At 62.3% G+C, this 26248-nt stretch carries 23 protein-coding genes, 2 pseudogenes and 1 riboswitch; of the genes and pseudogenes, 16 read left to right on the forward strand and 9 right to left on the reverse strand.

The genetic code is table 11. From position 1 onward, the window contains the following. Positions 1 to 82: 82 nt before the first annotated feature. From BLW24_RS13365 to BLW24_RS13385, 5 genes are all read right to left on the reverse strand, one after another. Positions 83 to 634, reverse strand: a complete 552-nt coding sequence (locus BLW24_RS13365) for a tetratricopeptide repeat protein (protein ID WP_090381856.1) — start codon at positions 632 to 634, stop codon at positions 83 to 85. A gap of 92 nt (positions 635 to 726) precedes the next feature. Further along, on the reverse strand, positions 727 to 1383 hold the full coding sequence (locus BLW24_RS13370) for a hypothetical protein (protein WP_090381863.1): 657 nt from the start codon (positions 1381 to 1383) through the stop codon (positions 727 to 729). Continuing rightward, positions 1383 to 2672: a glutamate-1-semialdehyde 2,1-aminomutase gene (gene hemL, locus BLW24_RS13375; protein ID WP_090381869.1), complete on the reverse strand. Its 1290-nt coding sequence runs from the start codon at positions 2670 to 2672 to the stop codon at positions 1383 to 1385. The genes BLW24_RS13370 and hemL overlap by 1 nt, the downstream gene beginning before the upstream one ends. A gap of 54 nt (positions 2673 to 2726) precedes the next feature. Next, the gene (thiE, locus tag BLW24_RS13380; protein WP_090381876.1) at positions 2727 to 3353 is read right to left on the reverse strand and encodes a thiamine phosphate synthase; all 627 of its coding nucleotides are present in this window, start codon (positions 3351 to 3353) and stop codon (positions 2727 to 2729) included. A gap of 13 nt (positions 3354 to 3366) precedes the next feature. Further along, positions 3367 to 4161: a hydroxymethylpyrimidine/phosphomethylpyrimidine kinase gene (locus BLW24_RS13385; protein ID WP_090381880.1), complete on the reverse strand. Its 795-nt coding sequence runs from the start codon at positions 4159 to 4161 to the stop codon at positions 3367 to 3369. Positions 4162 to 4408: 247 nt separating this feature from the next. Here BLW24_RS13385 and BLW24_RS13390 point away from each other — a divergent pair, with 247 nt between their 5' ends. The 5 genes from BLW24_RS13390 to BLW24_RS13410 all read left to right on the forward strand — a co-directional run bounded on the left by BLW24_RS13390 (position 4409) and on the right by BLW24_RS13410 (position 10649). Further along, positions 4409 to 6790, forward strand: coding sequence for a hybrid sensor histidine kinase/response regulator (locus BLW24_RS13390; protein WP_090381886.1), 2382 nt, complete (start codon positions 4409 to 4411; stop codon positions 6788 to 6790). Between the two features lie 119 nt (positions 6791 to 6909). Continuing rightward, complete coding sequence (locus BLW24_RS13395) at positions 6910 to 7563, forward strand: TetR/AcrR family transcriptional regulator (protein WP_090381891.1); 654 nt, start codon at positions 6910 to 6912, stop codon at positions 7561 to 7563. Next, complete coding sequence (locus BLW24_RS13400; protein WP_090381897.1) at positions 7560 to 9212, forward strand: acyl-CoA dehydrogenase family protein; 1653 nt, start codon at positions 7560 to 7562, stop codon at positions 9210 to 9212. The genes BLW24_RS13395 and BLW24_RS13400 overlap by 4 nt, the downstream gene beginning before the upstream one ends. Positions 9213 to 9221: 9 nt before the next feature. Continuing rightward, positions 9222 to 9677 carry a PaaI family thioesterase gene (locus BLW24_RS13405; protein ID WP_090381902.1) on the forward strand — a complete coding sequence of 152 codons (456 nt, stop codon included), beginning with the start codon at positions 9222 to 9224 and terminating at the stop codon, positions 9675 to 9677. A 32-nt stretch (positions 9678 to 9709) separates the two neighbouring features. Then, a riboswitch (cobalamin riboswitch) is annotated at positions 9710 to 9913 on the forward strand. Positions 9914 to 9968: 55 nt separating this feature from the next. Continuing rightward, on the forward strand, positions 9969 to 10649 hold the full coding sequence (locus tag BLW24_RS13410) for an energy-coupling factor ABC transporter permease (RefSeq protein ID WP_090381908.1): 681 nt from the start codon (positions 9969 to 9971) through the stop codon (positions 10647 to 10649). A gap of 4 nt (positions 10650 to 10653) precedes the next feature. Here BLW24_RS13410 and BLW24_RS13415 read toward each other — a convergent pair whose 3' ends face one another. After that, positions 10654 to 11394 (reverse strand): hypothetical protein, encoded by a 741-nt coding sequence (locus tag BLW24_RS13415; RefSeq protein ID WP_090381914.1) that lies wholly within the window; start codon positions 11392 to 11394, stop codon positions 10654 to 10656. A 108-nt stretch (positions 11395 to 11502) separates the two neighbouring features. On the opposite strand from BLW24_RS13415, the gene BLW24_RS13420 reads away from it, so the two are divergent. From BLW24_RS13420 to tnpC (BLW24_RS13440), 5 genes and pseudogenes are all read left to right on the forward strand, one after another. Then, positions 11503 to 11829 (forward strand): DUF3703 domain-containing protein, encoded by a 327-nt coding sequence (locus BLW24_RS13420; RefSeq protein ID WP_167360373.1) that lies wholly within the window; start codon positions 11503 to 11505, stop codon positions 11827 to 11829. A gap of 83 nt (positions 11830 to 11912) precedes the next feature. After that, positions 11913 to 13385, forward strand: a complete 1473-nt coding sequence (gene amn, locus BLW24_RS13425; RefSeq protein ID WP_090381920.1) for an AMP nucleosidase — start codon at positions 11913 to 11915, stop codon at positions 13383 to 13385. A gap of 296 nt (positions 13386 to 13681) precedes the next feature. Beyond that, complete coding sequence (gene tnpB / locus BLW24_RS13430) at positions 13682 to 14077, forward strand: IS66 family insertion sequence element accessory protein TnpB (RefSeq protein ID WP_244161054.1); 396 nt, start codon at positions 13682 to 13684, stop codon at positions 14075 to 14077. Between the two features lie 18 nt (positions 14078 to 14095). Beyond that, positions 14096 to 15652, forward strand: coding sequence for an IS66 family transposase (gene tnpC, locus BLW24_RS13435; protein ID WP_090375563.1), 1557 nt, complete (start codon positions 14096 to 14098; stop codon positions 15650 to 15652). Between the two features lie 41 nt (positions 15653 to 15693). Continuing rightward, positions 15694 to 16524 (forward strand): annotated as a pseudogene (gene tnpC, locus BLW24_RS13440) (IS66 family transposase); the annotation flags it as partial. On the opposite strand, the gene BLW24_RS13445 reads toward tnpC (BLW24_RS13440), so the two are convergent. After that, positions 16476 to 17282, reverse strand: a complete 807-nt coding sequence (locus BLW24_RS13445) for a LysR family transcriptional regulator (protein ID WP_090381922.1) — start codon at positions 17280 to 17282, stop codon at positions 16476 to 16478. The pseudogene tnpC (BLW24_RS13440) and the gene BLW24_RS13445 sit on opposite strands and share 49 nt — an antisense overlap. Before the next feature lie 81 nt (positions 17283 to 17363). Beyond that, entirely contained in the window at positions 17364 to 18455 is a 1092-nt protein-coding gene (locus BLW24_RS13450) for an IS630 family transposase (RefSeq protein ID WP_090375778.1), read from the reverse strand. A gap of 146 nt (positions 18456 to 18601) precedes the next feature. Between BLW24_RS13450 and BLW24_RS13455 the strand changes: the two genes are divergently transcribed. The 6 genes and pseudogenes from BLW24_RS13455 to BLW24_RS26850 all read left to right on the forward strand — a co-directional run bounded on the left by BLW24_RS13455 (position 18602) and on the right by BLW24_RS26850 (position 25018). Continuing rightward, positions 18602 to 19654: an agmatine deiminase family protein gene (locus BLW24_RS13455; RefSeq protein WP_090387735.1), complete on the forward strand. Its 1053-nt coding sequence runs from the start codon at positions 18602 to 18604 to the stop codon at positions 19652 to 19654. A gap of 4 nt (positions 19655 to 19658) precedes the next feature. Then, positions 19659 to 20567, forward strand: a complete 909-nt coding sequence (aguB, locus tag BLW24_RS13460; RefSeq protein WP_090381925.1) for an N-carbamoylputrescine amidase — start codon at positions 19659 to 19661, stop codon at positions 20565 to 20567. 2 nt (positions 20568 to 20569) lie between these two features. Then, a complete protein-coding gene (locus tag BLW24_RS13465; RefSeq protein WP_090381928.1) occupies positions 20570 to 21667 on the forward strand; it encodes an extracellular solute-binding protein in 1098 nt (365 codons plus the stop codon). Positions 21668 to 21931: 264 nt separating this feature from the next. Further along, the gene (locus BLW24_RS13470) at positions 21932 to 23059 is read left to right on the forward strand and encodes an agmatine deiminase family protein (protein WP_090381931.1); all 1128 of its coding nucleotides are present in this window, start codon (positions 21932 to 21934) and stop codon (positions 23057 to 23059) included. Positions 23060 to 23354: 295 nt separating this feature from the next. After that, positions 23355 to 24356 (forward strand): annotated as a pseudogene (locus tag BLW24_RS26845) (amidohydrolase); the annotation flags it as partial. A gap of 92 nt (positions 24357 to 24448) precedes the next feature. Continuing rightward, the gene (locus BLW24_RS26850) at positions 24449 to 25018 is read left to right on the forward strand and encodes an amidohydrolase family protein (protein ID WP_276326440.1); all 570 of its coding nucleotides are present in this window, start codon (positions 24449 to 24451) and stop codon (positions 25016 to 25018) included. A gap of 39 nt (positions 25019 to 25057) precedes the next feature. On the opposite strand, the gene ahr is transcribed toward BLW24_RS26850, so the two are convergent. After that, the gene (gene ahr, locus BLW24_RS13485; RefSeq protein ID WP_090381939.1) at positions 25058 to 26092 is read right to left on the reverse strand and encodes an NADPH-dependent aldehyde reductase Ahr; all 1035 of its coding nucleotides are present in this window, start codon (positions 26090 to 26092) and stop codon (positions 25058 to 25060) included. Positions 26093 to 26248: the final 156 nt, after the last annotated feature.

The raw sequence follows: 26248 nt of genomic DNA on the forward strand, positions 1-26248 counted from the left end.
TTACACCAGTAAACTCCGCTGCCTCGCCAGTTTTTGCCTTGCCTGCTCTTCGCTCGCTACGCTTCACGCCAAAACGGTTTGACTACGGTAGCGGTGCGAAGGGTGAGGTGAGGGTGTCGGCGTTCTGCAACTCCAGCAGGTAGTTGCGGAAGATTTGCCCGAGCACCTGGCTGGCGATTTCCAGTTCATCGCGAGGCATCTGTGCGGCGATCAGGTCGGCGCTGTCCATGGCTTCGTCCGAGCCGTTCACGGCCGCCATCTTCAGCACGATATAAGCCTGCACGGCGTTTGCCGGCACGCCTTCGCCACGGAAGAACATCATGCCCAGGCGGTATTGCGATTGTGCATGGCCTTGTAGTGAGGCCTGTTCGAACCATTTCAGCGCCTGGCCTAGATCGCGTTCGACACGTTTGCCGTCGTAATAGAACTCGCCCAGCTCGAACTCCGCCTGCAGGTCACCATTGAGCGCGGCCTGCTCGCAGGCCTCGAGGGCGGCGGGCAGTTCTTCGGGTGCGGTGTTGAGTGAGCAGCTGCCAAGCGCGGGGATCAGTAAGGAGTTGCCGCTCGCTGAGGCGAGCAGTGGCAGCAGGAGCAACAGGCAGCCCAGGGACAGGGTGCGGCCGGTGCGTTTCATGAAAATCCGTTTACCTCGGGATGCACAACAGGCGATGTGCCTGGCCGCCGGGGCGCGGCAGCGGTCACATTATGAAATAAGCAGCGCCGTTCTTACAAAGTCTTTACCGGGTTTTCTTCTGTGCGGCCACCTTTCGCGCTACCGGTCAGGCTCAACAGCAGCCAGGTCAGTAGCGGGTAGGCCGGCGTCAGCAGGGCATGGAACAGGTCAACCCTGCGTATCGAACCGATAAAGCCCTGAGTGCCGACGCCCAGACCGGCCAGCAGAAATAGCCCGACCACCGCAATCGCCGCTGCCAAAGGTGCGCGCTTGGGCCATTGCACGGCGCCGGCGTAGAGGATCAGCAGCAGGGTCGCCAGGTTGAGCAGCAGGCGGTAATCTTCCAGCTGGTTCATCTGCCGGAACAGCTCGAAGAACGCGCACAGCCCGAGCAGGATGCGTCCCCAGTTGGCGCGGCTCCACTGCCAGCCCCGGCCAAAGGCCAGCGCGGCGGCGCCAAGCAGTGGCAGGCCGAGAAAGCTGCTGGCCTGGCTTAACCACAGGTGTGCGGCCTGAGCGCCAGGATCGATGCCGAAGCGAACCACGCCGACGGCCGCTGCTGCGGCCGGCAGGATAAACCCCAGCAGCGCGCAGAACAGCGCCGGCTGATCGGCCTCGCCATAGTGCTTGCGGGCTTTGCCGATGACTATTGCGCAGGCCAGGCAGGCCAGTGCCAGAACAGCGTCGCTAAAGGCGGTGCTGTACTGCATCAGGCGCTCTTCAGCTCGGCAAAGGCGCGCTCAGCGGCGTCCAGGGTGATTTTCAACTCGGCATCGCCGTGGGCGATGGAGGTGAAGCCGGCCTCGAAGGCGCTTGGTGCCAGGTACACGCCGCCCTCGAGCATCAGGTGGAAGAAGCGCTTGAAGCGCTCGGCATCGCTGGCCATCACATCATCAAAGGTGACGATGTCGTCGGCACCGCTGAAGTACAGGCCGAACATGCCGCCCGCTTGAGTGGTGACAAATGGGATGCCGGCCGCATCGGCACGGTCCTGCAGGCCTTGCAGCATGCGGCTGGTGTAGTCGGTCAGTTCGGCATGGAAGCCTGGGCGTTTGATCAGGCGCAAAGTGGTCAGGCCGGCGGCCATGGCCAGCGGGTTACCCGACAGGGTGCCGGCCTGGTACACCGGGCCGAGTGGGGCGATGCAGTGCATGATTTCGCGTTTGCCGCCAAAACAGCCGACCGGCATGCCGCCGCCGATGATCTTGCCGAAGGTAGTCAGGTCCGGGGTGACGCCGTAATACGCCTGGGCGCCGCCGAGGGCGACGCGGAAACCGGTCATCACTTCATCGAAGATCAGCACCACGCCATGTTTGTCGCACTGTTCGCGCAGGCCTTGAAGGTAGCCCGGTGCCGGCGGCACGCAGTTCATATTGCCGGCCACCGGCTCGACGATGATGCAAGCGACGGTGGAGCCGACTTCGCTGAGCATCTGCTCAACCGCGGCCAGGTCATTGAAGGGCAGGGTCAGGGTGTGCTTGGCGAAATCCGCCGGCACGCCCGCGGAGCTCGGCACGCCCTGGGTCAGCAGGCCGGAGCCGGCTTTCACCAGCAGGCTGTCGGAGTGGCCGTGGTAGCAGCCTTCGAACTTGATGATGTTGTCGCGGCCGGTGTAGCCACGGGCCAGGCGGATGGCGCTCATGGTCGCCTCGGTGCCGGAGCTGACCATGCGTACCATGTCCATCGACGGCACCAGGCTGCACACCAGATCGGCCATCTCGGTTTCCATGGCGGTCGGTGCGCCGTAGGACAGGCCGTGCTGCAGCTGATTGCGCACCGCGTCGAGCACGTCCGGGTGGCTGTGGCCGAGGATCATCGGGCCCCATGAGCCGACGTAATCCACGTAGCGCTTGTCGTCTTCATCAGTGACGTAGGCACCTTCGGCGTGCTTGAAGAACAGCGGAGTGCCGCCGACGCTTTTGAAGGCGCGCACCGGCGAGTTGACGCCACCGGGGATGTGCTTCTGCGCGTTGGCGAAGAGGATTTCGGAACGGGACATGGCAGGGCCTCTCAAGCAGGGAGTTGGGGCGAGCCGGGCCGCCCCTTAATAACGTTAGTTAGATGTGAACAGGGCGCTAAAGGCGCGGGCGCGGCGCTCGACTTCAGCAGCCGAGTCGGCGCCAAACAGGCCGTGCACTACGGCAACCATGCTGGCGCCGTGGGCAACCAGCTCGGGGGCGTTATCCAGAGTCACGCCGCCAATGGCAACAATCGGCAGGTTGACCTTGGTTTTCGCCGCCGCCAGTAGCTCGACATCAGCCGCCGGTGCGCCGGGCTTGGTGGTGGAATTAAAGAAGCGGCCGAAGGCGACATAGCTGGCGCCTTCCTTGGCGGCGGCTTCGGCCAGCTCCAATTGGGCGTGGCAGGTGCCGCCGATGATGGCCTGGCGGCCCAGCAGGGCACGGGCGGCAGACAGCGAGCCGTCGCCCTGGCCTAGGTGCAGGCCGACGCCTAGGCGCGCTGCCAGTTCGGCATCGTCATTGACGATCAGTGCAGCGCCATAGCGGTTGCACAGTTCACGCAGGGTTTCGGCTTCACGCAGGCGACGGGCGTTATCGGTGGATTTGTCGCGGTATTGCAGCAGCGTCGCGCCGCCCTTGAGGGCCGCTTCGACGTAGGGCAGCAATCTGCCCTTGAGCAGTTCGCTGTCGGTGATGGCATACAGGCCACGCAGTTTCATCGCAAACTCTCCATCAAGAGAGGTCTAGCGGCAGGCGGCGCGGAATGTACTGGCCATGGCCAGGCTGTTCGGCGTCGCGCAGGGTGCGCCAGGTGTAATCAAGGGCGAACTGCACGGCGCTGACCAGTTCCTGGCCCAATGCCAGGCGACCGGCCAGGGTGCTGGCCAGGGTGCAGCCGGAGCCGTGGTAGCTGCCGGGCAGGCGCTGGCAGGTAAAGGTGTGGCGGCTGCCGTCACGACTATAGAGACGGTTGTGCACTTCGTGCTCATCGCCATGACCGCCGGTGATCAGCAGGTGCTGGATATAGGGCAGCAATTTGTCGGCGCACTCATCGGCCGTGCCATCCGGCAGTTCGGCGAGGATGCGCGCTTCCGGCAGATTCGGCGTGGCGATGGTCGAGACGGCGAACAAACGCTCGCGCATGGCATAGCCGACTTCGTCCTTGCCCAGTGCGCCGCCGCCACCGGCACGCAGCACCGGGTCGCAGACCAGCGGAATACCCGGGAGGCGTTGCATGATTTCCAGTACGGTTTCGACCATCTCGACCGAGCCGAGCATGCCCAGCTTTACGGCTTCGACCGGCAGGTCATTGATCACCGCATTGGCCTGGGCCAAGACCCAGTCGCGGTCGAGCACGCGGAAGTCGGAAACGTTGACGGTGTCCTGCACGGTCAGCGCGGTCACGGTAGGAGCGGCGTGACAGCCTTGGGCGAGCAGGGCTTCGATATCGGCTTGCAGGCCGGCACCACCACTGGGGTCATGACCGGACAGGCACAGCACTACGGGGCGAGAGGTAGGCGTTTTCATGGTGCGCGAGCTTACCACCAAACCACGGTTTGCAGACCCCGCAACGCCAGGAAAGCCAGCCGGCCGGACGATCTGTCGCATGTCGACACCGGGCTGTTGCCTCAACCTGCGAAGGGCAAAAATCTCAATACAGTTCAGGTTTTTCCTGGGGCTCTGGCGCAAGGGCCTATGCTAGAGTGCTAGCATCCAAATACACCGCTGCTAGCAACGCTACCTAGGCGTTGCCGGCTTACTCTGGCTGAGTTGCATGCACTACATCCTTCTCTGTTTCTTCATGCTGGTGCCAGGGTTGGCCGGGGCATTGGTTTTTGACGAAAACACCCGCAGCCTGCCGCTCGGCAAGGCTATGTCGGTGTTTGAGGATGTGCGTGGCGATGCCAGCATTGAAGACATCACCTCGCCGGCCCTGCAAGCCAGTTTCCGTCAGCATGACAAGGGTGTACTGAACGCCGGTTATTCGCGTTCGGTGTTCTGGTTACGCCTGGATCTGGAATACCGCCCGCAGCGGGCAACAGGCACACGGCCCTGGTTGCTGGAACTAGCCTATCCACCGCTCGATCATGTGCAGCTGTATCTGCCCGATGCGCAGGGACGCTACCAGATGAGTCAGCACACCGGCGATGCCTTGCCGTTCTCCAGCCGTGAGATCAAACAGCACAACTATGTGTTCGAACTGCAATTGCCGCCGGCGCAGCAGCAAAGCGTCTATTTGCGCCTGGAAAGCCAGGGCTCGATCCAGGCACCGCTGACCCTCTGGGCGCCCAACGCCTACCTGGAAGAACAACCGGCGCGCATCTATGTGCTGGGCATCATCTACGGCGTACTGCTGGTGATGCTGATCTACAACCTGTTTATCTTCCTCAGCGTACGCGACACCAGCTACCTGTATTATATCCTCTATATCGCCTCGTTCGGCTTCTATCAGCTGTCGGTCAACGGCGCAGCCATCGAGTACTTTTGGCCCAACAGCCCCTGGTGGGCGAACGCTGCGACGCCCTTCCTGATTGGTGCGGCGGCGTTGTTTGGTTGTCAGTTCGCCCGCAGCTTTCTGCATACCGCCGAGCACAGTCCCTGGGTCGACCGCGCCCTGTTGCTGATGATGGCCTCGGGCGTGTTGGTGATGACGCTGGCGCTGACGGCCAGTTACGCCCTGTCGCTGCGTCTGGCCACCTACCTGGCATTGGGCTTTACCGTGGTGATCTTCAGCGCTGGCATCCTCGCCTGGATGCGCGGCATGCGCGTGGCGCGTTATTTCATCATCGCCTGGACCGCCTTTCTCGCCGGCGGGATGATCAATACGCTGATGGTGTTGGGCTACCTGCCCAACATGTTCCTCACCATGTACGCCAGCCAGATCGGTTCTGCGCTGGAAGTGGGTCTGCTCTCGTTGGCACTGGCCGACCGCATCAATGCGATGAAGGAGGAGCGCACGCGCATCCTGCAGGAGGCCGGGCTCAAACTTGAAGCCTTCAACCAGGAACTGGCCAACAGCAACCGCCTCAAGGATGAATTCCTCGCTACCGTCACCCACGAGCTGCGCACGCCGATGAATGGGGTGATCGGTTCGCTGGAACTGATGCAGATGCTTGAGCTCGACGGCGAGCTGGCGCATTACCAGCGCACGGCAGCGAGCTCGGCCCGCGACATGATGCGCATGGTCAATGACATCCTCGCCCTCACCGAGCTGCAGGCTGGGCGCCTGTACCCACGGCGCGAACCGTTCAGCCTGCGCGGCCTGTTCGATGGCTTGCGTGCGCAGTACGCCCCGCGCGCCGAAGAAAAGGGCCTGCGCTTTGTGCTTGAGCTGGATGACAGCCTGCCCGACATCCTTGAGGGCGACGCCAGCAAGCTGGTGCAAAGCCTCAGCTGCCTGCTGGATAACGCCATCAAGTTCACCCAGCATGGCGAAGTGCGGGTACGTGTCAGTCGTGGCGGTGCGGCCAGCGATATTCTGCCGCTGCGTATCGAGGTGATCGACAGCGGTGTGGGTTTCGCGGTGCCTGCCGACGGCAAGCTGTATCAGCGCTTCCAGCAACTGGACGGCTCGATGACCCGCGAGTACGGCGGCCTGGGCATCGGTCTGGCGATCTGCCGGCAACTGGTCGATCTGCTCGGCGGTGATCTCAGCCATGAATCCCAGCCAGGGCAGGGCAGCTGTTTCCGTCTGGAGCTGCCGCTGGCCTTGCCGGTGCAGATGACTACTCCAGCCGCCGTCGTGCTGCGCGCCGCCGGTCCGGCGCTGCGCGCGCCGGAGCAGTGCACGGTACTGATCGTCGAGGACAACGCGATCAACCAGCTGGTGACCCGCGGCATGCTGCTCGAGCTGGGCTATCAGGTGCGCACCGCTGATAACGGCGCTGAGGCCCTTGAGGTGCTGCGTAACGAAACCATCGACGCGGTGCTGCTGGATTGCCAGATGCCGGTGATGGACGGTTTTGCCACCTGCCGGGCGCTGCGCAATCTGCCCGGCTGCCAGCTGCTGCCGGTGCTCGCGATCACCGCCCACAGCCACAGCGGCGACCGCGAGCGCTGCCTGGCCGCCGGCATGAGCGATTACCTGGCCAAACCGGTGAAGTTCGAGCAGCTGCGCAATCTATTGCATGACTGGGTGCTCTGCCGCGAGTCCTGATCGCATGAGGTGTATACGCCAGCAGCTGGCCAATATGCCCGCTGTTGTGCCCGGAATCGCCCTTTAGTCAAGCTCTGAATCCTGATTCACTTGGGTAATAGTGAATCAGGATTCAGACCATGGCCTATCGCACCACTGCACTGCGTATCGACCGCGATCAGGCGCTGCGCGAACGGATCATCAGCGCTGCCTTGGCGCGGGTGGCCGAAGGCGGCTTTGCCGCGCTGACCATGCAGGCGCTGGCTGAGGATGTCGGCATTGCCACCGGCAGCCTGTACCGCCATGTGCAGAACAAGGGCGAGCTGGCGGCGGAAGTGTTTGCCGTGGCCAGCCAGCGCGAGGTCGATGCTCTGGCCGCCATCGTACGTGGGGCGGGTAGCCCGGTGCAGCGTCTGGCTGCCGGGCTGGAGCGCTTTGCCGCGCGCGCCTGGGACAGCCGGCGGCTGGCCTTCGCCCTGATCGCCGAGCCGGTCGATGCGCAAGTCGATGAACAGCGCCTGCTCTACCGTGAAGCCTACGCCGAGCTGTTTGTCGAGCTGTTGCAGGAGGGCGTGGCCGCTGGTCAGTTCCACGTGCAGCAGATCAACCTGATTGCTGCCTGCCTGGTCGGCGCCATTGCCGAGGCCCTGGTCGGGCCGTTATCGCCGCCAGCACGTGCGGCCCGCGAAGCCGGTTATCCCGCCCCCAGCCTGGCTGAAGTCAGCCAGGCCCTGACCACCTTTTGTCTACGCGCCGTGGGCGCCAAATTGCCTGCAGAGGAGCCTCAACCATGAATGCCAGCCAACACGCCGAAACCCATGAAGTGTTCAACCAGGTGCCGCCGCTGGATGGCGCCAACCTGTACCGCGTTGACCTGCCGCTGCAGGAGTGGACCAAGTGCTTCGGCGGCGGCTGGGCCGAGCAGCGCCTGGATGTGTATGGCGGCCTGGCGGGCGGCAAGTTGATGGCCGCAGGCTTTCTCGCCAACGAAAACAAGCCGGTGTTCAAGAGCCATGACCGCTATGGCCATCGTGCCGATCTGGTGGAGTTTCACCCGGCCTATCACCAACTGATGAGTGCGGCCATTGAACACGGCCTGCCGTCCATGCCCTGGACCGATCCGCGCGCAGGCGCCCAGGTGGCGCGCGCCGCCATGAGCTACCTGCACAGCCAGGCCGAGGCCGGTAGCGGTTGCCCGCTGACCATGACCTTCGCCAGTGTGCCGGCGCTCAAGCTGCAGGCCGATGTGGCCGAGAAGTGGCTACCGAAAATCCTCTCGACTCAATACGACCCGCGCAATCTGCCGATCGAGCAGAAAACCGGTGCGACCATCGGCATGGCCATGACCGAGAAGCAGGGCGGCACCGACGTGCGTGCCAACACCACGCGCGCCTACCCGGTTGGCCTCGGTGGCTCGGGCCAGGCCTATGAGCTGGTCGGGCACAAGTGGTTCTGCTCGGCGCCGATGTGCGATGCCTTCCTGACCCTGGCGTATACCGACAAGGGCCTGACCTGCTTTCTGCTGCCGCGCCACCGCCCGGACGGCACGCGCAACGAGTTCTATATCCAGCGTCTGAAGAACAAGCTGGGTAACTGGTCGAACGCCTCCAGTGAAGTGGAGTTTCGAGGCGCGCTGGCCTGGATGGTTGGCGAGGAAGGTCGTGGTGTGCCGACCATTATCGAAATGGTCGCGCTGACCCGCTTCGACTGCATGATTGGCTCCAGCGCGCTGATGCGTCAGGCCCTGACTCAGGCCGCGCATCACTGCGCGCACCGTCAGGTTGGGGGGCGGGTACTCAGCGAGCAGCCGCTGATGCAGAACGTACTGGCTGACCTGGCCCTGGAAAGCGAAGCGGCGCTGGCGCTGACCATGCGCATGGGCAAGGCGCTGGATAACCCGCACGATGAGCAGGAAGACAAGTTCGCTCGCCTGGTCACCGCCGTGGGCAAGTATTGGATCTGCAAACGCGCGCCGGCCATGATCAACGAGGCTGCCGAGTGCATGGGCGGTGCCGGGTATGTCGAGGACACCATCCTCCCAAGGCTGTACCGCGAAGCACCGGTCAACTCGACCTGGGAAGGTTCGGGCAACGTGCAGTGCCTGGACGTGCTGCGCGCGCTGTCCAAGGAGCCGGGCGTGCTTGATGCGCTGTTCCATGAGCTCGGCGACGGTCACGGCGATGCGCTGCTGAAAGCCCATATTGCGCAACTGCAGGCAGATTTCCGTGACACCGCCGATATCCAGTACCGCGCCCGTCAGCTCACCGAAGATGTGGCTCTGGCGCTGCAGGCCAAACTGCTGCTGGAAGCCGGCAATGCCGAGGTCTCCGATGCCTTTATCGCCAGTCGTCTGGGTGGTCAGGGCGGGCGGGTCTACGGCACCCTGCCGCGTGGGGTGAATGTCGAAGCGCTGGTGGCGCGCAGTACGCCGCACCTGATCTGAGGCCTGAACATGCACGGCAGTCTGTTTGAGCGGTTGAAGGTCTGGCTGACCGGCGATATTGCGGCGGATTACGGTATCTCCCAGCTGCAGGCCGCAGCCGGGGTGGCGAGCTTCAGCAGTCAGCCGCCGGCCGTGCACTTCAATCCGCTTGGCGGTGTGCATGGCGGCTATACCGCCACGCTGTTCGATGCGGCGTTGGGGTTGGCGGTGTATTCGCAGGCCAGTGCCTCGGAGGTCTACGTGACCGCCAGCCTGCAGGCGAATTACCTGCGCCCGATTGGCCTTGCGGCTTTGCCGCTACGTACTGAAGCCTGCGTGCAGCAGCGCGAAGGGCGAGAGGTCGCGGTGCAGGCCACGCTGCACGATGCTCAGGGGCTGCTGTGCGCCACTGCCAATGGCGTCTTCACCTGCTTGCGTCATACGGCGTCAGGCGCTACCCAGTCCGTTGGTTTGCCTGCGCGGTAAACGTCGGGCTCTGTCATTTCTCGCGGCCGCCGGGTAAGGTGGCCGCCGATGGTTCCAGCCCGTGTGATGCGGCTGGATGAAAAGGGAACAGGGTGAAGCGCACGTCGCCAATGCCCTGGCTGCCCCCGCAACTGTAAACGGCGAGCGAAGCCCAGATGCCACTGACTGCAAGGTCGGGAAGGCGGGCGCAGTGTCAAGCCGTGAGCCAGGAGACCTGCCATCGAAGCCGGGCGCTTATGCCCATCCCCTCAATCCGGATCATCGCGCGGTGGGCGCGGTACAGGAATCTCTATGCACATCGAACCAGAAGTCGTTACTGGCGCCAAAATCTTCCTCGGCTATGCAACCGCCGCAGGTGCCTTTGGCCTTTGCGCCAAGCTTGCGCTCGACAGCGTGCGTGACAATGGCGGCGCTGCCGCCCTGGCATTACGCAGCGTGCTGACCACTGCTCTGGTGTTCTGCTTCTTTGAAGTATTTCCGCACCACGCGGTCGGGGTTTCCGAGGTGCATCTGATCCTCGGTTCGACCCTGCTGCTGCTGTTCGGCGCCGGTGCTACGGCTGTTGGTCTGGCGCTCGGCCTGCTCCTGCAGGGGCTGCTGTTCGCTCAGTTCGACCTGCCGCAATACGGCATGAACGTCACTACGCTGCTGGTGCCGCTGTGGGCTATCAGTGTGCTGGCCAAGCGCATTATCGCGCCGGGTACTGCCTATGTGGACCTCTCCTACAAGCAGGCGCTGGCGCTGTCGACGGCCTATCAGGGCGGCATCGTCGCCTGGGTCGGCTTCTGGGCGTTCTACGGCAACGGCTTCTCCGGCGAGAACCTGGCGGCCGTGGGCAGTTTTGGCCTGGCCTATATGAGCGTGATCCTGATCGAGCCGCTGGTCGATCTGGGTGTGTTGGCCGCTGCCAAGGCGCTGTCCGCGTATAGCCGTGGGCCGTTGTTCAACTCGCGCCTGCATCAACCGGCCTGATTGATTACTGGCGACGCTGCCAGATCAGCTTGCCGGTATTGCTCTCAGTGACCAGGTACTGGTCACTGAAGCGATAGTAGGCAGCGGGCTGATAGTCACTGCGGCCTTGCCTCTGCACTTCCAACAGGCCGTTGTTACTCTGCCAACGGCCGCTGTATTGCAGCTCGCCAGGGCTGTCGTAGTTCCAGTCGGCGCCACCTGCCACGCTGCGTGTCCATTGTGAAACGCTGCCGTCGCCCTGCAGTTGCAGAATCATCTGAGTGGTCATAGAGGCGAAATTGGCGCCGCCGCTGTTGATGATCTTCTCGTGTACCCAAGTGCCGATCAGTGCCGGATCGCGTGTGGCGCTGCTGCTTGGGTTGCTTGCTTGAGCGGCTACTGCACTCAAGTTCTGCCGGTGGAACAGCGCCTTGCGTTCCAGGGTTGCCCCAGTCGTCGGGTTGCGTGCGGCAATATGAGCGTTAAGCATGCCATTGGCGTAAGTGGCATTCATATTGGCAATCAGCTGCCCGGACTGCGCTTCGCTGATCTGCGCGCTGAGCAACTGGCCGTCAAAGCTGCCGCTGATCTGCAGGCGCAACCTGCCACCTTCCACATACTCCCCCGTGACCTGTTTGCCCTGGCTGCGCAGGTGCATTTCGGCTGGCTGGCCATCCAGCGTGGTCAGGTAATGGCCATCCAGGCGATCTGCCAGCAGAAAACTGGGTAACAGACAGAGCACAAGGGTGAGCAGGGCGCGCGGCATGAGCGTTCCTTAGGCAATTGGCCGACAGAAGATTAGCAACGGATGCTTGGCCTGGGGGCCGCCCCGCACTTGCAGACTGCGACGCAGCTTGAAAATAGGAGCGTTGCCATGACCCGTGAACAAGCCTTCTGGCAGGAATACCAACTGGCCCGCGCCCTGCGCGGCACTGATCCTGCTGCCGAGCTGCGCCATCTGGAGCGGGCGCATATTCTCGGTCAGCGCTATTTCAGCGAACACCTGCGCAGCCATCTATGGATGTTCGCTTGGGCCTGGCGCCAGCGAGACTGGTCCGAGGGGCTGGCACAACTGCTGCGCATCCCCGGTAGCCTGGGGTCGCTGCTGGGGTTTTATCCCCTAGGTAATCCGGGTGCCCGGCGCGTCGGCCCGCTGACCCCACAGGCTGTGCCCGAGGATCTCAAGACGTTGCTCAAGTAGCCTGCGCGGATAACGTCGCGCTATCACAAGCGCGGCGGATCAGGGCAAGATAGAGCCATTCCGATCAGCCAGGAAGGTGCCTTGTGAACCCTTGTTCCGATGATTTTATTGTCGCCAACACCGCTGAAGAAGCGGTGGATCGTCTGGCCGCCCTGCACCTGCAGGCGACCACGGGCTTGAGTCAGGCGCTCAAGCGCTATCTCAAGGAACGTATCAAGCCGGATGCCGAGGAGCAGTCGCGTTTTCGCTACCCGGAGCTGCGCCTGATCTACCTGTGCCAGGGCGAGGTGCCAACCACCGTGCGCGCCTATGCCAAGGTGCAGGTGCCCGGCACTTACAGCGTCACCGTGACCCACCCGGCGGCGTTTCGCAAATACCTGCTGGAGCAGCTGCGCCCGTTGATGAACGACTTCACCGTGCGCGTGGAAGTGGGTATCAGCCAGCAGAACATTCCTTATCCGTACGTGGTCGAGCAGGGCGATGAGCTGGCTGGCTCCGGGGTCACTGCCGCCGAATTGGCGCGGGTGTTCCCCAGCACTGACCTGTCCGCCGCCACCGACGGCACCGCCGATGGCCTGTACGACTGGGAAAACACCGACCCACTGCCGCTGGCGCTGTTCGATGCGGCGCGGGTGGATTTCTCCCTGCGCCGCCTGGTGCACTACACCGGCAGCGACTGGCGGCATGTGCAGTCGTGGATTCTGCTGACCAACTACCACCGCTACGTCGACCAATTTATTCGCCATGGTCTGGACATGCTGGTGGGTGAGTCGCGCTTCACCCGCATGGTGCTGCCGGGCAACGTGGTGATCGAGCGCGGCATGGCCGAAGGCGAGATGCAGGCGATTATCGAGAACGTCATCTGGCACCGCTACCAGATGCCGGCCTATCACCTGCAGGCCGACGACGGCCATGGCATCACCCTGGTGAATATCGGCGTCGGCCCATCCAACGCCAAGAACATCACCGACCACCTGGCGGTGCTGCGCCCGCATTGCTGGCTGATGATCGGCCACTGCGGCGGCCTGCGTCAGTCGCAGACCATCGGCGACTACGTGCTGGCCCACGCTTACATGCGCCGTGACGGCATTCTCGACCGTGTGCTGCCGCCGCATATTCCGCTGCCGGCCCTGGCCGAGGTGCAGCAGGCGTTGCAGGAGGCGGCCAAGCTGGTGACCGGTGAAGAGGGCGATGAGCTGAAGAAGCGCCTGCGTACCGGCACCGTGCTGACCTACGACGACCGCAACTGGGAACTGCGCTGGGCCCAGGAGCGACCGCTGATCAACCTGTCGCGCGCCGTGGCGGTGGATATGGAAAGCGGCACCATCGCCGCCCAAGGTTATCGTCTGCGGGTGCCTTACGGCACGCTGCTGTGCGTCTCGGACAAACCGCTGCACAGCGAGATCAAACTGCCGGGCGCGGCCGGTGCCTTCTACGAACGCGCCGTCACCCAGCACCTGCATATCGGCATCACCGCGCTGGAACTGATGCGCAACCAGCTCAACTCGTTGCACTCACGCAAGCTGCGCAGTTTCGACGAGCCGCCGTTCCGGTAGGTTGGGTTGAGGCGCGTAGCGTCGAAGCCCAACAGCTAGTGAGCGTTTCCTGTTGGGCTTCGCAGGCTCAACCCAACCTACGCTTTGCTTGCTGCGCTGCCGTTCAGGGCGTTTTCCAGCCAAGCGCAAAAGCTGCGTGTTAGCGGGTCGTTTTCGCTGTCGCGGTGCACCAACCAGGCCCAGTTGGGGCCACGCACTGTCTGTTCCGCCAGCGGTTGCAGTAGGCCGCTACGCCGAGCCTGGTTAGCCGTAAGCGCTCCATAAACCTCATCTACAAATGATCCGCAGGCCAGCCAATGCTGAGCTCCAATTTCTTTCTGGAGCCAGCCGTCATGATGCGCCCCGACGCCAAAGTCGAAAAAGTCTATCTATACCCCAAGCCGGTGGATTTCCGAAAATCCATCGATGGCCTGGCCGCCCTGGTCGAGCTGGATATCAAGGTGGCGGTGTTCGACCCGGTGCTGTTCGTCTTCCTCAACCGCGCGCGCAGCCGGGTGAAGATTTTGTATTGGGAGCGCAACGGCTTTTGCCTGTGGCTCAAGCGATTGGAGGCTGAACGCTTCAAGTCGCATCCGGAACCTGGCGAAGATGCGATCGTGCTGACGGCCCAGGAGTTGAACTGGTTGTTGGACGGTATCGACCTGTGGCGCAACCGGCCGCACCAGGTTTTGACCCCTAGGTTCGTCACCTGAGCCGGTATAATCCACGGCATGATTTCTGTGCCCGAAACCCTTCCTGATGACCCCGCCGCGCTCAAGCAATTGCTCGCTGAGGTGTTGTCGTCGGCGCAGGAATTGGCCAAGGACAAGGATGGGCAGATCGAGCGCCTGCGCGAACAAAACGCGCTGTTGATCCAGCGCCTGTTCGGCCGTAAATCCGAGCAGAGCAGCGACCCGGATTCACCGCAGCTAGAGATGTTCAACGAAGCGGAAAGCCTGGCCGAAGCGGCGGCTGAAGCTCCGGCCGCTGAGGTCGAGGAAGAAGTCGTTGCGCCGACCAAGCGCCGCGGCAAGCGCAAGCCGTTACCGGCCGAACTACCGCGTGTCGAGGTCATCCACGAACTGCCCGAACACGAACTGACCTGCGAATGCGGTTGCCGCAAGCAGGCCATCGGCGAAGAAACCAGCGAGCAGCTGGAAATCATCCCGATGCAGGTTCAGGTGATCCGCCACATTCGCAAGACCTATGCCTGCAAGGCCTGCGAAAGCGCGCCGGTCACCGCTGACAAACCGGCCCAACTGATCGAGAAAAGGCTGGCCAGCCCGAGCGTGCTGGCGATGCTGCTGACCAGCAAATACGCCGACGGCATCCCACTGTATCGCTTCGAAAAGATGCTCAGTCGCCATGGCATCGACATCCCCCGGCAGACCCTGGCGCGCTGGGTGATCCAGTGCGGCGAACTGCTACAACCGTTGCTCAACCTGATGCGCGACAGGCTGCTGGACAGTCCGGTGATCCACTGCGATGAAACCCGCGTGCAGGTGCTCAAGGAGCCTGGGCGCGATCCGAGCAGCCACTCCTGGATGTGGGTGCAGACCGGTGGCCCGCCTGGCAAACCGGTGATCCTCTTCGACTACACAACCAGCCGCGCGCAGGAGGTGCCGCTGCGCCTGCTCGACGGTTATCGCGGCTACCTGATGACCGACGATTACGCCGGCTACAACGCCGTGGCCGCACAACAAGGTGTTGAACGCCTGGCCTGCTGGGCGCATGCGCGGCGCAAGTTCGTCGAAGCGCAAAAGGTGCAACCGAAGGGCAAAACCGGGCGTGCCGACATCGCGTTGGGGATGATCAACAAGCTCTACGGCATCGAGCGCGAACTTAAGGATGCCAGCGATGAACAGCGCTACCGGGGCCGCCAGCAGCACAGCCTACCGCTCCTCGATCAGCTCAAGACCTGGCTGGAGAAAACCCAGCCGCAGGTCACGGCGCAGAATGCCCTGGGCAAAGCAGTGAACTACCTGGCGAGCAACTGGAGCCGACTCGAACGCTACATCGAGGCTGGCCACCTGCCGATCGATAACAACGCTGCCGAGCGCGCGATCCGGCCCTTCGTCATAGGTCGCAAGAACTGGCTGTTCAGCGACACGCCGAAAGGCGCGACCGCCAGCGCCCAACTCTACAGCCTGGTGGAAACCGCCAAGACCAATGGCCAGGAGCCCTACGCCTGGTTGCGCCATGTCCTCGAACGCCTGCCGCTGGCCAACAGCGTTGAAGCCTACGAAGCGCTGCTGCCTTGGAACTGCCAACCAACGACGCCACTGTAAAACGCAAAACCTCTCCAGAGGGAGGTGGGGTCTATGGAGCGCTTACGGACAGTCCGGTGATCCACTGCGATGAAACCCGCGTGCAGGTGCTAAAGGAGCCTGGGCGCGATCCGAGCAGCCACTCCTGGATGTGGGTGCAGACCGGTGGCCCGCCTGGCAAACCGGTGATCCTCTTCGACTACACAACCAGCCGCGCGCAGGAGGTGCCGCTGCGCCTGCTCGACGGTTATCGCGGCTACCTGATGACCGTCGATTACGCCGGCTACAACGCCGTGGCCGCACAACAAGGTGTTGAACGCCTGGCCTGCTGGGCGCATGCGCGGCGCAAGTTCGTCGAAGCGCAAAAGGTGCAACCGAAGGGCAAAACCGGGCGTGCCGACATCGCGTTGGGGATGATCAACAAGCTCTACGGCATCGAGCGCGAACTTAAGGATGCCAGCGATGAACAGCGCTACCGGGGCCGCCAGCAGCACAGCCTACCGCTCCTCGATCAGCTCAAGACCTGGCTGGAGAAAACCCAGCCGCAGGTCACGGCGCAGAATGCCCTGGGCAAAGCAGTGAACTACCTGGCGAGCAACTGGAGCCGACTCGAACGCTACATCGAGGCTGGCCACCTGCCGATCGATAACAACGCTGCCGAGCGCGCGATCCGGCCCTTCGTCATAGGTCGCAAGAACTGGCTGTTCAGCGACACGCCGAAAGGCGCGACCGCCAGCGCCCAACTCTACAGCCTGGTGGAAACCGCCAAGACCAATGGCCAGGAGCCCTACGCCTGGCTGCGCCATGTCCTCGAACGCCTGCCGCTGGCCAACAGCGTTGAAGCCTACGAAGCGCTGCTGCCTTGGAGCTGCCAACCAACGACGCCACTGTAAAACGCAAAACCTCTCCAGAGGGAGGTGGGGTCTATGGAGCGCTTACGGTTAGCCAGCAATTGGCTGACCAGGGCAATGCCCAGGCCCTGGCTGGCGGCATCCAGCAGCAGGCCTGGGTCGGAGAAGTTAAGTCCGTTGCTCTGCTGGCCTACATCCTGCCCGCCTTGTACTGCCCAGTGGCTCCAATCCATCTCCCGTTCGCCATGCAGGGTGCAGCGCTCGTCTGGTTGTTGTGCCAGCAGGCTGGGGTGGGCTGCTGGATAGAGGCGGTCTTCCAGCAGCACGCGAAAGCTGCACTCGGCCTGGGCGGTGAGGTCGTCACGCACGGCAATGTCGATGGTCTGAGTGGCCATGTCCGGCACCTCATCGCTGGTGAACAGCCACAGGTCGATTGCCGGGTGCAGGCGATGAAATTCGCCCAGGCGCGGCACCAGCCAGTGGCGAGCGAAGGCTGGCGTGGTGTTGACCACCAGTTGGTTGGGCTTGCGGTACTGCTCCAGACGGCGGATACCGACCGCGAGTTGCTGTAGCAGTGACTGGGTGGTGCTGAGCAGGTCATGTCCGGCATCGGTGAGCGCCACACTGCGCCCGCTCCTGAAAAACAGCGGCTGTTCGAGAAAGCTTTCCAGGCTGCGAATCTGTTGGCTGATCGCCGATTGGGTGAGGTGCAGTTCCTCGGCGGCTTTGTGGAAACTGCCCAGGCGGGCGGCGGCTTCGAAGCCGCGCAGGGCGTTCAGTGGGGGGCAGTGCTTGAGCATGATTGATAAGTCCTGCTAATCAGATATGTGCAAAATCTATCGTTAGTCACAGCATTTTTACAGGCCTAGTGGCCTGTCTGGTTAATCCAATAACTCATTCCGAATTACAGCCAGCTTTGCTCGATGCACGGAGCTGATAATCGACTCAGCCGTTTTGCTCCAGCGGAACGGCTTAGCCGAATGTTCGTTATGAGCCTCAATGAAGCGACGTATCGCCGCTCTCAGGTCAGCCACGCTGCTGAAGGCATCACGATAAAGCGCCCGTCTTTCCAGTTGCGCAAACCAGCCCTCCACGGCGTTCAGCCACGAGGCGCTGGTCGGTGTGAAGTGCAGCTTGAAACGGGGATGCTTCTCCAGCCATTCCCTGACGGCAGCGGTCTTGTGAGTCGAGCTGTTGTCCAGAATTACATGCAGGTCCAGCTCGACGGGGGTGCTGCGGTCGATCTGTCGAAGGAACTCCAAAAACTCCTTGGCCCTGTGCCGCTGGGTGATACGGCCGATGACCTTACCCGTCAGGATGTCAAAGGCTGCGTACAGACTGGCCGTACCGTGGCGCTTATAGTCATGCGTCCGCCGCTCAATCTGCCCGGGCTTGAGCGGCAGCATGGGCTGTGTGCGGTCCAGCGCCTGGATCTGTGTTTTTTCGTCAACAGATAGCACCAGGGCGTTGTCGGGCGGATTCAAATAGAGCCCGACGACATCGACCACTTTGTCTGCAAAGTGCGGGTCGTTACTGATCTTGAAGGTTTTCAACCGGTGCGGCTTGAGGTCGGCAGCAGCCCACACCTGTGCGACCTGCCAGATGCTGACCCCAGCGTACTTGGCCATCAACCGTAGGCTCCAGTGGGTAGCTTCGCGCGGGACTCGCTGGGTCGTCAGCGTCAGGATTTCCTTGATCTTCGCTTCGTTGAGCTTGCGAGGCGCTCCACTGCGCCGCAGGTCACTCAGCCCCTCCAGACCGGTCTCCTGGTAGCGTTTACGCCATTTGAAGACCACTGGCGCAGAGACTTGCAGCTGCTCGCTGATCTCCTTGGGCGTGAGACCGTTGGCCAGCAGCAACAGAATTCTGGCCCGCTGGCCGATGCTCTGAGGCAGCGATCCCATGCGTAACCAGCCTTGCAGCATGTCGGCATCACTGGGACTCAAGAAGAATGGGGCTGCTGGCCGGGCCATATGGGAGCTCAATTCATGACGATAGAGCGCGCAGTATACTGGCTCGGCATTGGATTAACGAATTTTACAGACAGCTCACTAGCATGCAAGTCATCACCGCATTCGCGGTTTTCAGTGATAACAAAGACTTAACTGAAGGCACTTGTATGCAGCATAACGCAGTCGCAGAAAACGCTTGGTTCATGCCCGCCGAATGGGTCCCGCACGCCGCCACCTGGATGGTCTGGCCGCACAACCAGGGGCTGTGGGAATCCGCTTGGGGCGTGACCCTGGCCGAGGTGCAGGTCGACTTCGCCCGGGTGGCCAACGCCATTGCGCGCTTCGAGCCGGTAAAGATGGTGGTCGATCCGTCCGCGGCTCTGCGTGCTCGTACGCTGTGCGGGGCCAACATCGAGCTGATCGAACTGGCCGTCAACGACAGCTGGTGCCGCGACTCCGGGCCGAGCTTTGTCTGCCATCCGCAACTGGGGCTGGCCGGGGTTAGCTGGCGCTTCAACGCCTGGGGCGGCAAGTCCGAGCATGATCTGGATGAGGGCCTGGCCCGGCGCATTCTCAACGGCCTGGGCCTGGACTGCTTCGGCACGCCGCTCTCCAACGAAGGCGGTGCCATTCACGTCGACGGCGACGGCACCCTGATCACCACCGAATCGGTGCTGCTCAACCCCAACCGCAATCCGGGGATGAACAAGGCCGAGATGGAAGAGATCTTCGCCCGCCTGCTGGGCGTGAAGAAGACCATCTGGCTGCCGGGCGATCCGCAGTACGTCACCGGCGATATGACCGACGGCCATATCGATGGCGTGTGCGCCTTCGCCAAACCCGGCGCACTGCTGGTGGACGCCACCCGCGACCAATCCTCGGTGTATGCCGAGGTGGTGCGCGAGAACCGCCGCGCCCTGGAGCTGGCCACCGACGCCCGCGGGCGCAAATTCGAGATGCTCGAACTGTTCGAGGCCACCGATGCGGTGGATACCGAAGCCGAGGTGTTCTGCGCCTCCTACACCAACTTCTACATCTGTAACGGCGCGATCATCATGCCGGCCTACGGCATCGCCGCCGATGAGGAGGCCGCGGCAACCCTGCGCATGGCCTTCTCGGGCCGCGAAGTGGTACCGGTGCAGATCAACCAGCTGGCCCATGGCGGCGGCGGGGTGCATTGCATCACCCAGCAACAGCCAGCCTGGCCGTTGAAGGGGTGAAGTCATGAGTAAGCTGACCGTCGCCACCACCCAGTTCGCCTGCAGCTGGAACCTTGAGCACAACCTCGACCAGGCCGAGCGCCTGGTGCGCGAGGCCGCTGCCAAGGGCGCGCAACTGATCCTCTTGCAGGAGCTGTTCGCCACCCCGTATTTCTGCATCGAGCAGGACCATAAACACCTGGCGCTGGCCGAGGAATACGGCCAGAGCCACGTGCTCAAGCGCTTCGCCGCCCTGGCCAAGGAGCTCGGCGTGGTGCTGCCGCTGTCCTGGTTCGAGAAGGCCGGCAACGCCTACTTCAACTCGCTGAGCGTGGCCGATGCCGATGGCCGTCTGCTCGGGGTCTATCGCAAGATCCATATCCCCAACGCCATCGGCTATCAGGAGAAGGAATACTTCAGCCCCGGTGACAGCGGCTTCCGCGTCTGGGGCACCGCCTTCGGTCGCATCGGCGTGGCCATCTGCTGGGACCAGTGGTTCCCCGAGACCGCGCGCTGCCTGGCCCTGCAAGGTGCCGAAGTGTTGCTGTTTCCCACCGCCATCGGCTCCGAACCGGGGGCGCAAACGCTGGACTCGCGTGACCACTGGCAACTGACCCAGCGCGGCCATGCCGCCGCCAACATCATGCCGGTGATCGCCGCCAACCGCGTCGGCCACGAGGTGGCGACCGGCGATCCGGCGCTTTCGATGAGCTTCTACGGCTCGTCCTTTATCACCGACCACAAGGGCAAGCTGCTCGCCGAGGCCGACCGCGACACTAGCGGCGTGCTGGTACGTGAGCTGGACCTCGCTGCCATGGGCGAAGAGCGCCAGACGTGGGGCATCTACCGCGACCGCCGCCCGGAAATGTACGGCCCACTGCTGGGCCTGGACGGTCGACAAACCCACGTGCGCTGGAATCACCAAGGAGTCTGACGATGAAACCTGGTAAAGCCTTACTGATCGGCTCGCTGAGCTTCGCCCTGGGCTGTGCCCAGGCCTGGGGCCAGAGCGAGGACAAGACCCTGCGCCTGTACAACTGGGCCGACTATTTCGCCGAGGACACCCTGGCCAACTTCACCAAGGAGACCGGCATTCGCGTGGTCTACGACGTGATGGACAGCAGCGAAACCCTGGAGGCCAAAATGATGGCCGGGCGCAGCGGCTATGACCTGATCTTCCCTGGCGACACCGTGGCCGAGCGGCTGATGCGCGCCGGTGCGCTGCAGAAGCTCGACCCGCAAAAGCTGAAGCACCTGGACGACATCGAGCCGGGCCTGCGCAACCTGCAGACCCAATACCCCTATTCGCGACACGCCACGGTGCCCTACACCTGGGGTTCGATCGGCCTGACTTACAACACGCAGATGATCGAGCAGCGCATGCCCGGCGCACCGGTCAATAGCCTGGACTTGCTGTTCAAGCCGGAGCTGGCCGCCAAGTTTGCCGACTGCGGAATCTCGATGATCGACTCACCGGATGAAGTACTCGCCGTGGTGCTCAATTACCTCGGGCATAAACCGCGCAGTGGTAAGGCGGAGGATCTGGCTGAGGCGCTGGCGCTGCTGAAAAGCATCAAGCCCTATGTGCGCAAGTTTCAGTCGCAGCCGGTCACGCAGCTGGTCAATGGCGAGGTCTGTCTGTCGCTCGGCTATAGTGGCGACATGACCCAGGCCCAGCGCGCATCTGATGAAGCGAAGGCGGACAGGACCTTCGGCTACCGTATCCCGATTCAGGGCAGCACCATCTGGATGGACACCATGGCCATCCCGGTCGATGCCCCGCACCCGGAATATGCCTACGCGCTGATCAATTTCATCATGCGCCCGGAAAACATGGCGGCGATCAGCAATGCCACCGGTTACCCCACCTCCAGCGCCAAGGCCCGGCCAATGGTCGCGGAAGACATGCGCAACAACCCGGATATCTATGCCGATGAAGCCACCTACGCACGGCTGATTTCCGGCAAGGACATCCCGCAGCGCGACATGCGCGCACGTATGCGCACCTGGAGCACCTTCAAGACCGATCTCTAGGCCTCTCGCCCGATTGTTTCCAACAGCACTCGTCAGCCCCAGCACTTGCCAACTGCCGCGCTCCCTGCGCGGTCAGGAGGGGGCTGGCTGGCGAAAAGACGGGGCAGCAGGCGAGGACAAACAAAGGCCCGACCGCAGAGTAAGAGCAACGCGTTGCAACCGCCTGCGGCGGCCAGGAGCAGCACGCCAGGGAGGCTGTGGCCGGACGCTGCGAAGGGCGTTGACCGGCGGGTATCCATCATAAAAAAGAGAGGGTGCAGAACCATGTCTACACGTCGTGACTTCATCAAACAACTGACGGCCGCCGCAGGCCTGGGTGCTGTCGCCACCATGGGCATCGGCTTGAGTGCGCCGCAGGTGCGTGCCGCACTGGGCAACAGCTGGTATATGCCCGATGAGAACGAGCTTCAGGAACGGGTCTTTCTGGCGTTCGCCGCTTCGACTGCAATCTGGGAAGACTGGGCGACACCGGTCAACAACTGCATCGCGCTGTTGGCCAGGACGATTGCCAAGTATCAGCCGGTGACCGTGTTGTGCCGCGCCAACCAACTGTCACTGGCCAAGAGCAAGTGCGGCACCACTACTAACATTAAGTACCTCACCATGCGGCTGGACGACATCTGGGGGCGCGACTACGGCGGTTGTTTCGTGGTCGATGATCAGGGCGGGCGCGGCCTGGTCGATTTCAACTTTAACGGCTGGGGCGGCAAGCAGCGCGCGGGCAACGACACCCAGGTGGCCGATGAACTGAGTTACGAAACCTATGCCAGCTATATCGCCAGCATGCTGATCGGTGAGGGCGGGGGGATCGAGGTAGATGGCCATGGCACGGCGATCATCACCGAGAGCTGCTGGGTCAACAACAATCGCAACCCGGGTTGGACGCGCAACCAAATTGAGGCTGAGTTGAAGGCCAATCTCGGTCTACGCAAGATCATCTGGTTGCCGGGGATCAAGGGAAAGGACATTACCGATGCCCACGTCGATTTCTATGCACGCTTTGCCTCTAAAGGCGTGGTGGTCGCCAACCTCGATAACGACCCCAAGTCTTACGACTACTCGGTCACCCGCACCCATCTTGATATCCTCAAGAACGCCACCGATGCCGACGGCACAAAGCTGGTGGTGCACACCCTGCCGCCACCCCTGAAGAAACGCAGCAACGTTTACACCCAGAACAACCCGGACTTTGCCCCCGGGTATATCAACTACCTGCCGATCAATGGCGCGGTGATCGTGCCGCAGTTTGGCGACAGTGCCGCCGACAAGTTCGCCAAGGACCTGCTGACCAAGCTGTATCCGGGGCGCGTGGTGGTGCAGGTGAATATCGACCCGATTGCCGGTGGCGGCGGTGGTATCCACTGCGTGACCAAGAACATGCCGGTGGTCTGAGTGTTTTCTCCATAAGGGGTTTTGCGTAGCCCCTATTTGGCTGTGTCGTGGTGGTGTGCAGGTGCTGCTTGCCGTCAGTGCCGACGAGTTTTCGCCGCGACATGGCTGCTTTTATTCCAGGGGTTATGGCACTGAGCATCTCGGAGGCTATCCTGCAGTTGGTGCTAGCGGCTGATAGCCGACGCCGCCACGCTCAGTTATCCGCGTTGTTGTATTTCGCTGAGTGAGCGCTCCTTATCTGTTCTTTACTGAACATAAACGCCGCTGAACCAGCATCTTTAACAAGGTACTTTGCATGCGTGTAACGTCATTCACTTTTGCTCTTTTATTGTTAGGCAGCAGTCTCGCCGTTGCTGCCGAGCCCGGTGCCACATTGCTGCATAACGGCAAGATCTACACCGTCAATGAGGCACAACCCTGGGCCAGCGCCCTGGTGATCGACGACGAGGGCAGCATTGTTGCTATCGGCGATGACGATGACATCGCCGAGTATGTCGATGATCAAACCGAAGTTGTCGATCTCGAAGGGCGCCTGGTGCTGCCCGGATTCCAGGACACCCATGCCCATGTACTGGATGCCTCCTCTGAAGCTCAGGGCGATTGCCAGGTTTCTCCGCAGGATGATGCCGCGCAATGGCTTGAAGACCTCCAGGCATGCAACGAGAAGGATGATGGTGAGTGGTTGTTGGGCTGGGGCTTTTCTGTGCACAGTTTGTTGGAGGAAGAGCAAACCCCGCGTGAACTGTTGGACAGCATCATTACAGATCGGCCTGTGGCGATCATGGAAGAAACCTCGCACTCCTTCTGGCTCAACTCCAAGGCCCTCGAAATGGCCGGTATTGATGACGAGACCGAGAATCCGGAGGGTGGTGTGATCCTGCGTGATGAGGCTGGGCATGCCACCGGCCTGTTGCTGGACAACGCTGGCGACCTGGCGCTGGACAAGGCTCTGCCGCCGTCCAAGGCATTGGCGGATATTTACTATCAGGCAGTGCTCGCCGGGCAGGATGAGCTGGCCAAGAACGGCATCACGTCGGTAGCCGATGCACGTGTGTTCTGGCGGCGCGGTCATATGGAAGCCTGGCGGCGTGCGGCGGAGAAAGACGAGTTGACCGCGCGCACCACGCTGGGTTTGTGGGCTTACCCGACACTGGATGACGAGGAGCAGTTGGCAGAACTGAAAAGCCTGTATGACCCAGGTTCCGCCGACAGCCTGCTACGTGTCACGCAGATCAAGTTTTATGTCGATGGCATTATTCACAACACTACCGCACGCCTGCAGCAGGCCTATAACCAGAGTCTTCCGGGGGTTGAGCCAAAAGGCCTGTACTATTCAGCCCGGGACGCCTCGAACGCTACAGCCGCGAACTGGCCAACGCCGGTTTCGATATGCATGTCCATGCCATCGGCGACCAGGCTGTCAGCGATGCGTTGGACGCCATTGACGCCACTGGGGGCCAGGGCCGTCATCGGATTACTCACGTCGAACTCGTGGCTAAGCAGGATATTCCGCGCTTCAAGCAACAGGGCGTCATCGCAGACTTCCAGCCCAGCCCATATTTCCAGCCATCGTTTCTTAAGAGCAACGAGCCGATGATTGGCGATCGCGCCTACGCGATGCTGCCCATGCGTGAACTTTATGACAGCGGTGCCCGGGTAACCCTCAGCTCTGACTGGGACGTAAATCCGGTTTCGCCATTAGGCATCATGCAGAACGCCCTGAGCTTAGGTGGGCGCAGTCTTCCTAGCCTGGAGGCGGCGGTGAAGGCCTACACCCTGGATGCGGCCTATACCCTGCGCCAAGAAAAGGACACCGGCTCGCTGGAAGTGGGTAAGCAAGCCGATCTCGTGGTGCTCGACCAGAACATCTTCGACTTGCCAATTAAGCAAGTCGGTCAGGCCAAGGTGCTTTGGACCTTGTTGGGTGGCGAAGAAACCTATCGCGATAAGAACTTTTGACCGTCTAGTGTTGTGCCCGCACTGCGGGCACAACCACCATCAGCAACTGGCGTCCAGCACCACTCGGTAGCGCGCTTTACCGGCACGCAGATGATCGATGGCCTCGTTGACCTTGCTCATGGGAAAGTGCTCGACCTGCGGCAGGATCTGATGGCGGGCGCAGAACTCGAGCATTTTCACCATGTTGGCGGGTGAGCCGACCGGGGAGCCGGACATGCTCTTCTGCTTCGGAATCAGGTTGAACACATGCACCGGGATCGCGCTGGGCACGATGCCGACAAAGTGCAGCCGGCCTTTGCCCTTCAGCGTGCCGAGCATGGCGTTCCAGTCCAGGTCCGCGCTGGCGGTGACCTGCAGGAAGTCCAGGCTGGCGGCAATGGCTTTCATCGCATCGCTGTCGGTCGATGCCACCACCTTGTGTGCGCCCAGGCGTTTGGCTTCGTCCTGCTTGCTCAGCGATGAGGTGAAAGCGGTAACTTCGCAGCCCCAGGCATTGAGAAAGCCTAAGGCGAGGTGACCGAGACCACCGATGCCGACCACGCCGACTTTATCGGTGGGTTTTACGTCGAAATCCAGCAGCGGGCTGAACACTGTGGAACCGGCGCAGAACAGCGGGCCGACCAAGGCTGGGTCGAGACCTTCCGGCAGCGGTACGGCCCAGGCCCAGTGGCTGCGCAGGCGGTCGGCGAAACCGCCGTTGCTGCCAACAATCGTCGGTTTTACTGTGCCGCACAGCTGGTGCGAGCCTTCCATGCACGAGCTGCAATGCATGCAACTGCCCTTGTACCAGCCGATGCCTACCCGCTGGCCGAGCCTGAGGCCACGGGCCTGCGGGCCGAGGCGCACTACGGTGCCGACCACTTCATGACCGGGGATAAAGGGGTAGCGCGCATTGCCCCATTCGTTGTCAATCATCGATTGGTCGGAGTGGCAGATGCCGCAGTATTCCACCGCCACTTCCACCTCTTCGGCGCCCAGCGGGCCGGGGTCATAACTATGCGGTTCGAGGGGGGCGCCGGGGGCTTTGGCAGCCCAGCCGGTAAAGGTGTCGACGATGGATTCGGACGAACTCATAACAATGGCCTCGGGGCGGGAAACACAACCTTGCCAGCATAGCCCGCTACAACGTTGCAGGCTGCGCCGATCACTGAGCCTGATAGTCCAACCTTGGCCTCGGTTACACTGGCCGCCTCGTAACCTGTTGCTGGATCACCTATGTCGCGTCCACCT

The organism is Pseudomonas anguilliseptica (assembly GCF_900105355.1).
In the GTDB taxonomy this organism is placed as follows: domain Bacteria; phylum Pseudomonadota; class Gammaproteobacteria; order Pseudomonadales; family Pseudomonadaceae; genus Aquipseudomonas; species Aquipseudomonas anguilliseptica.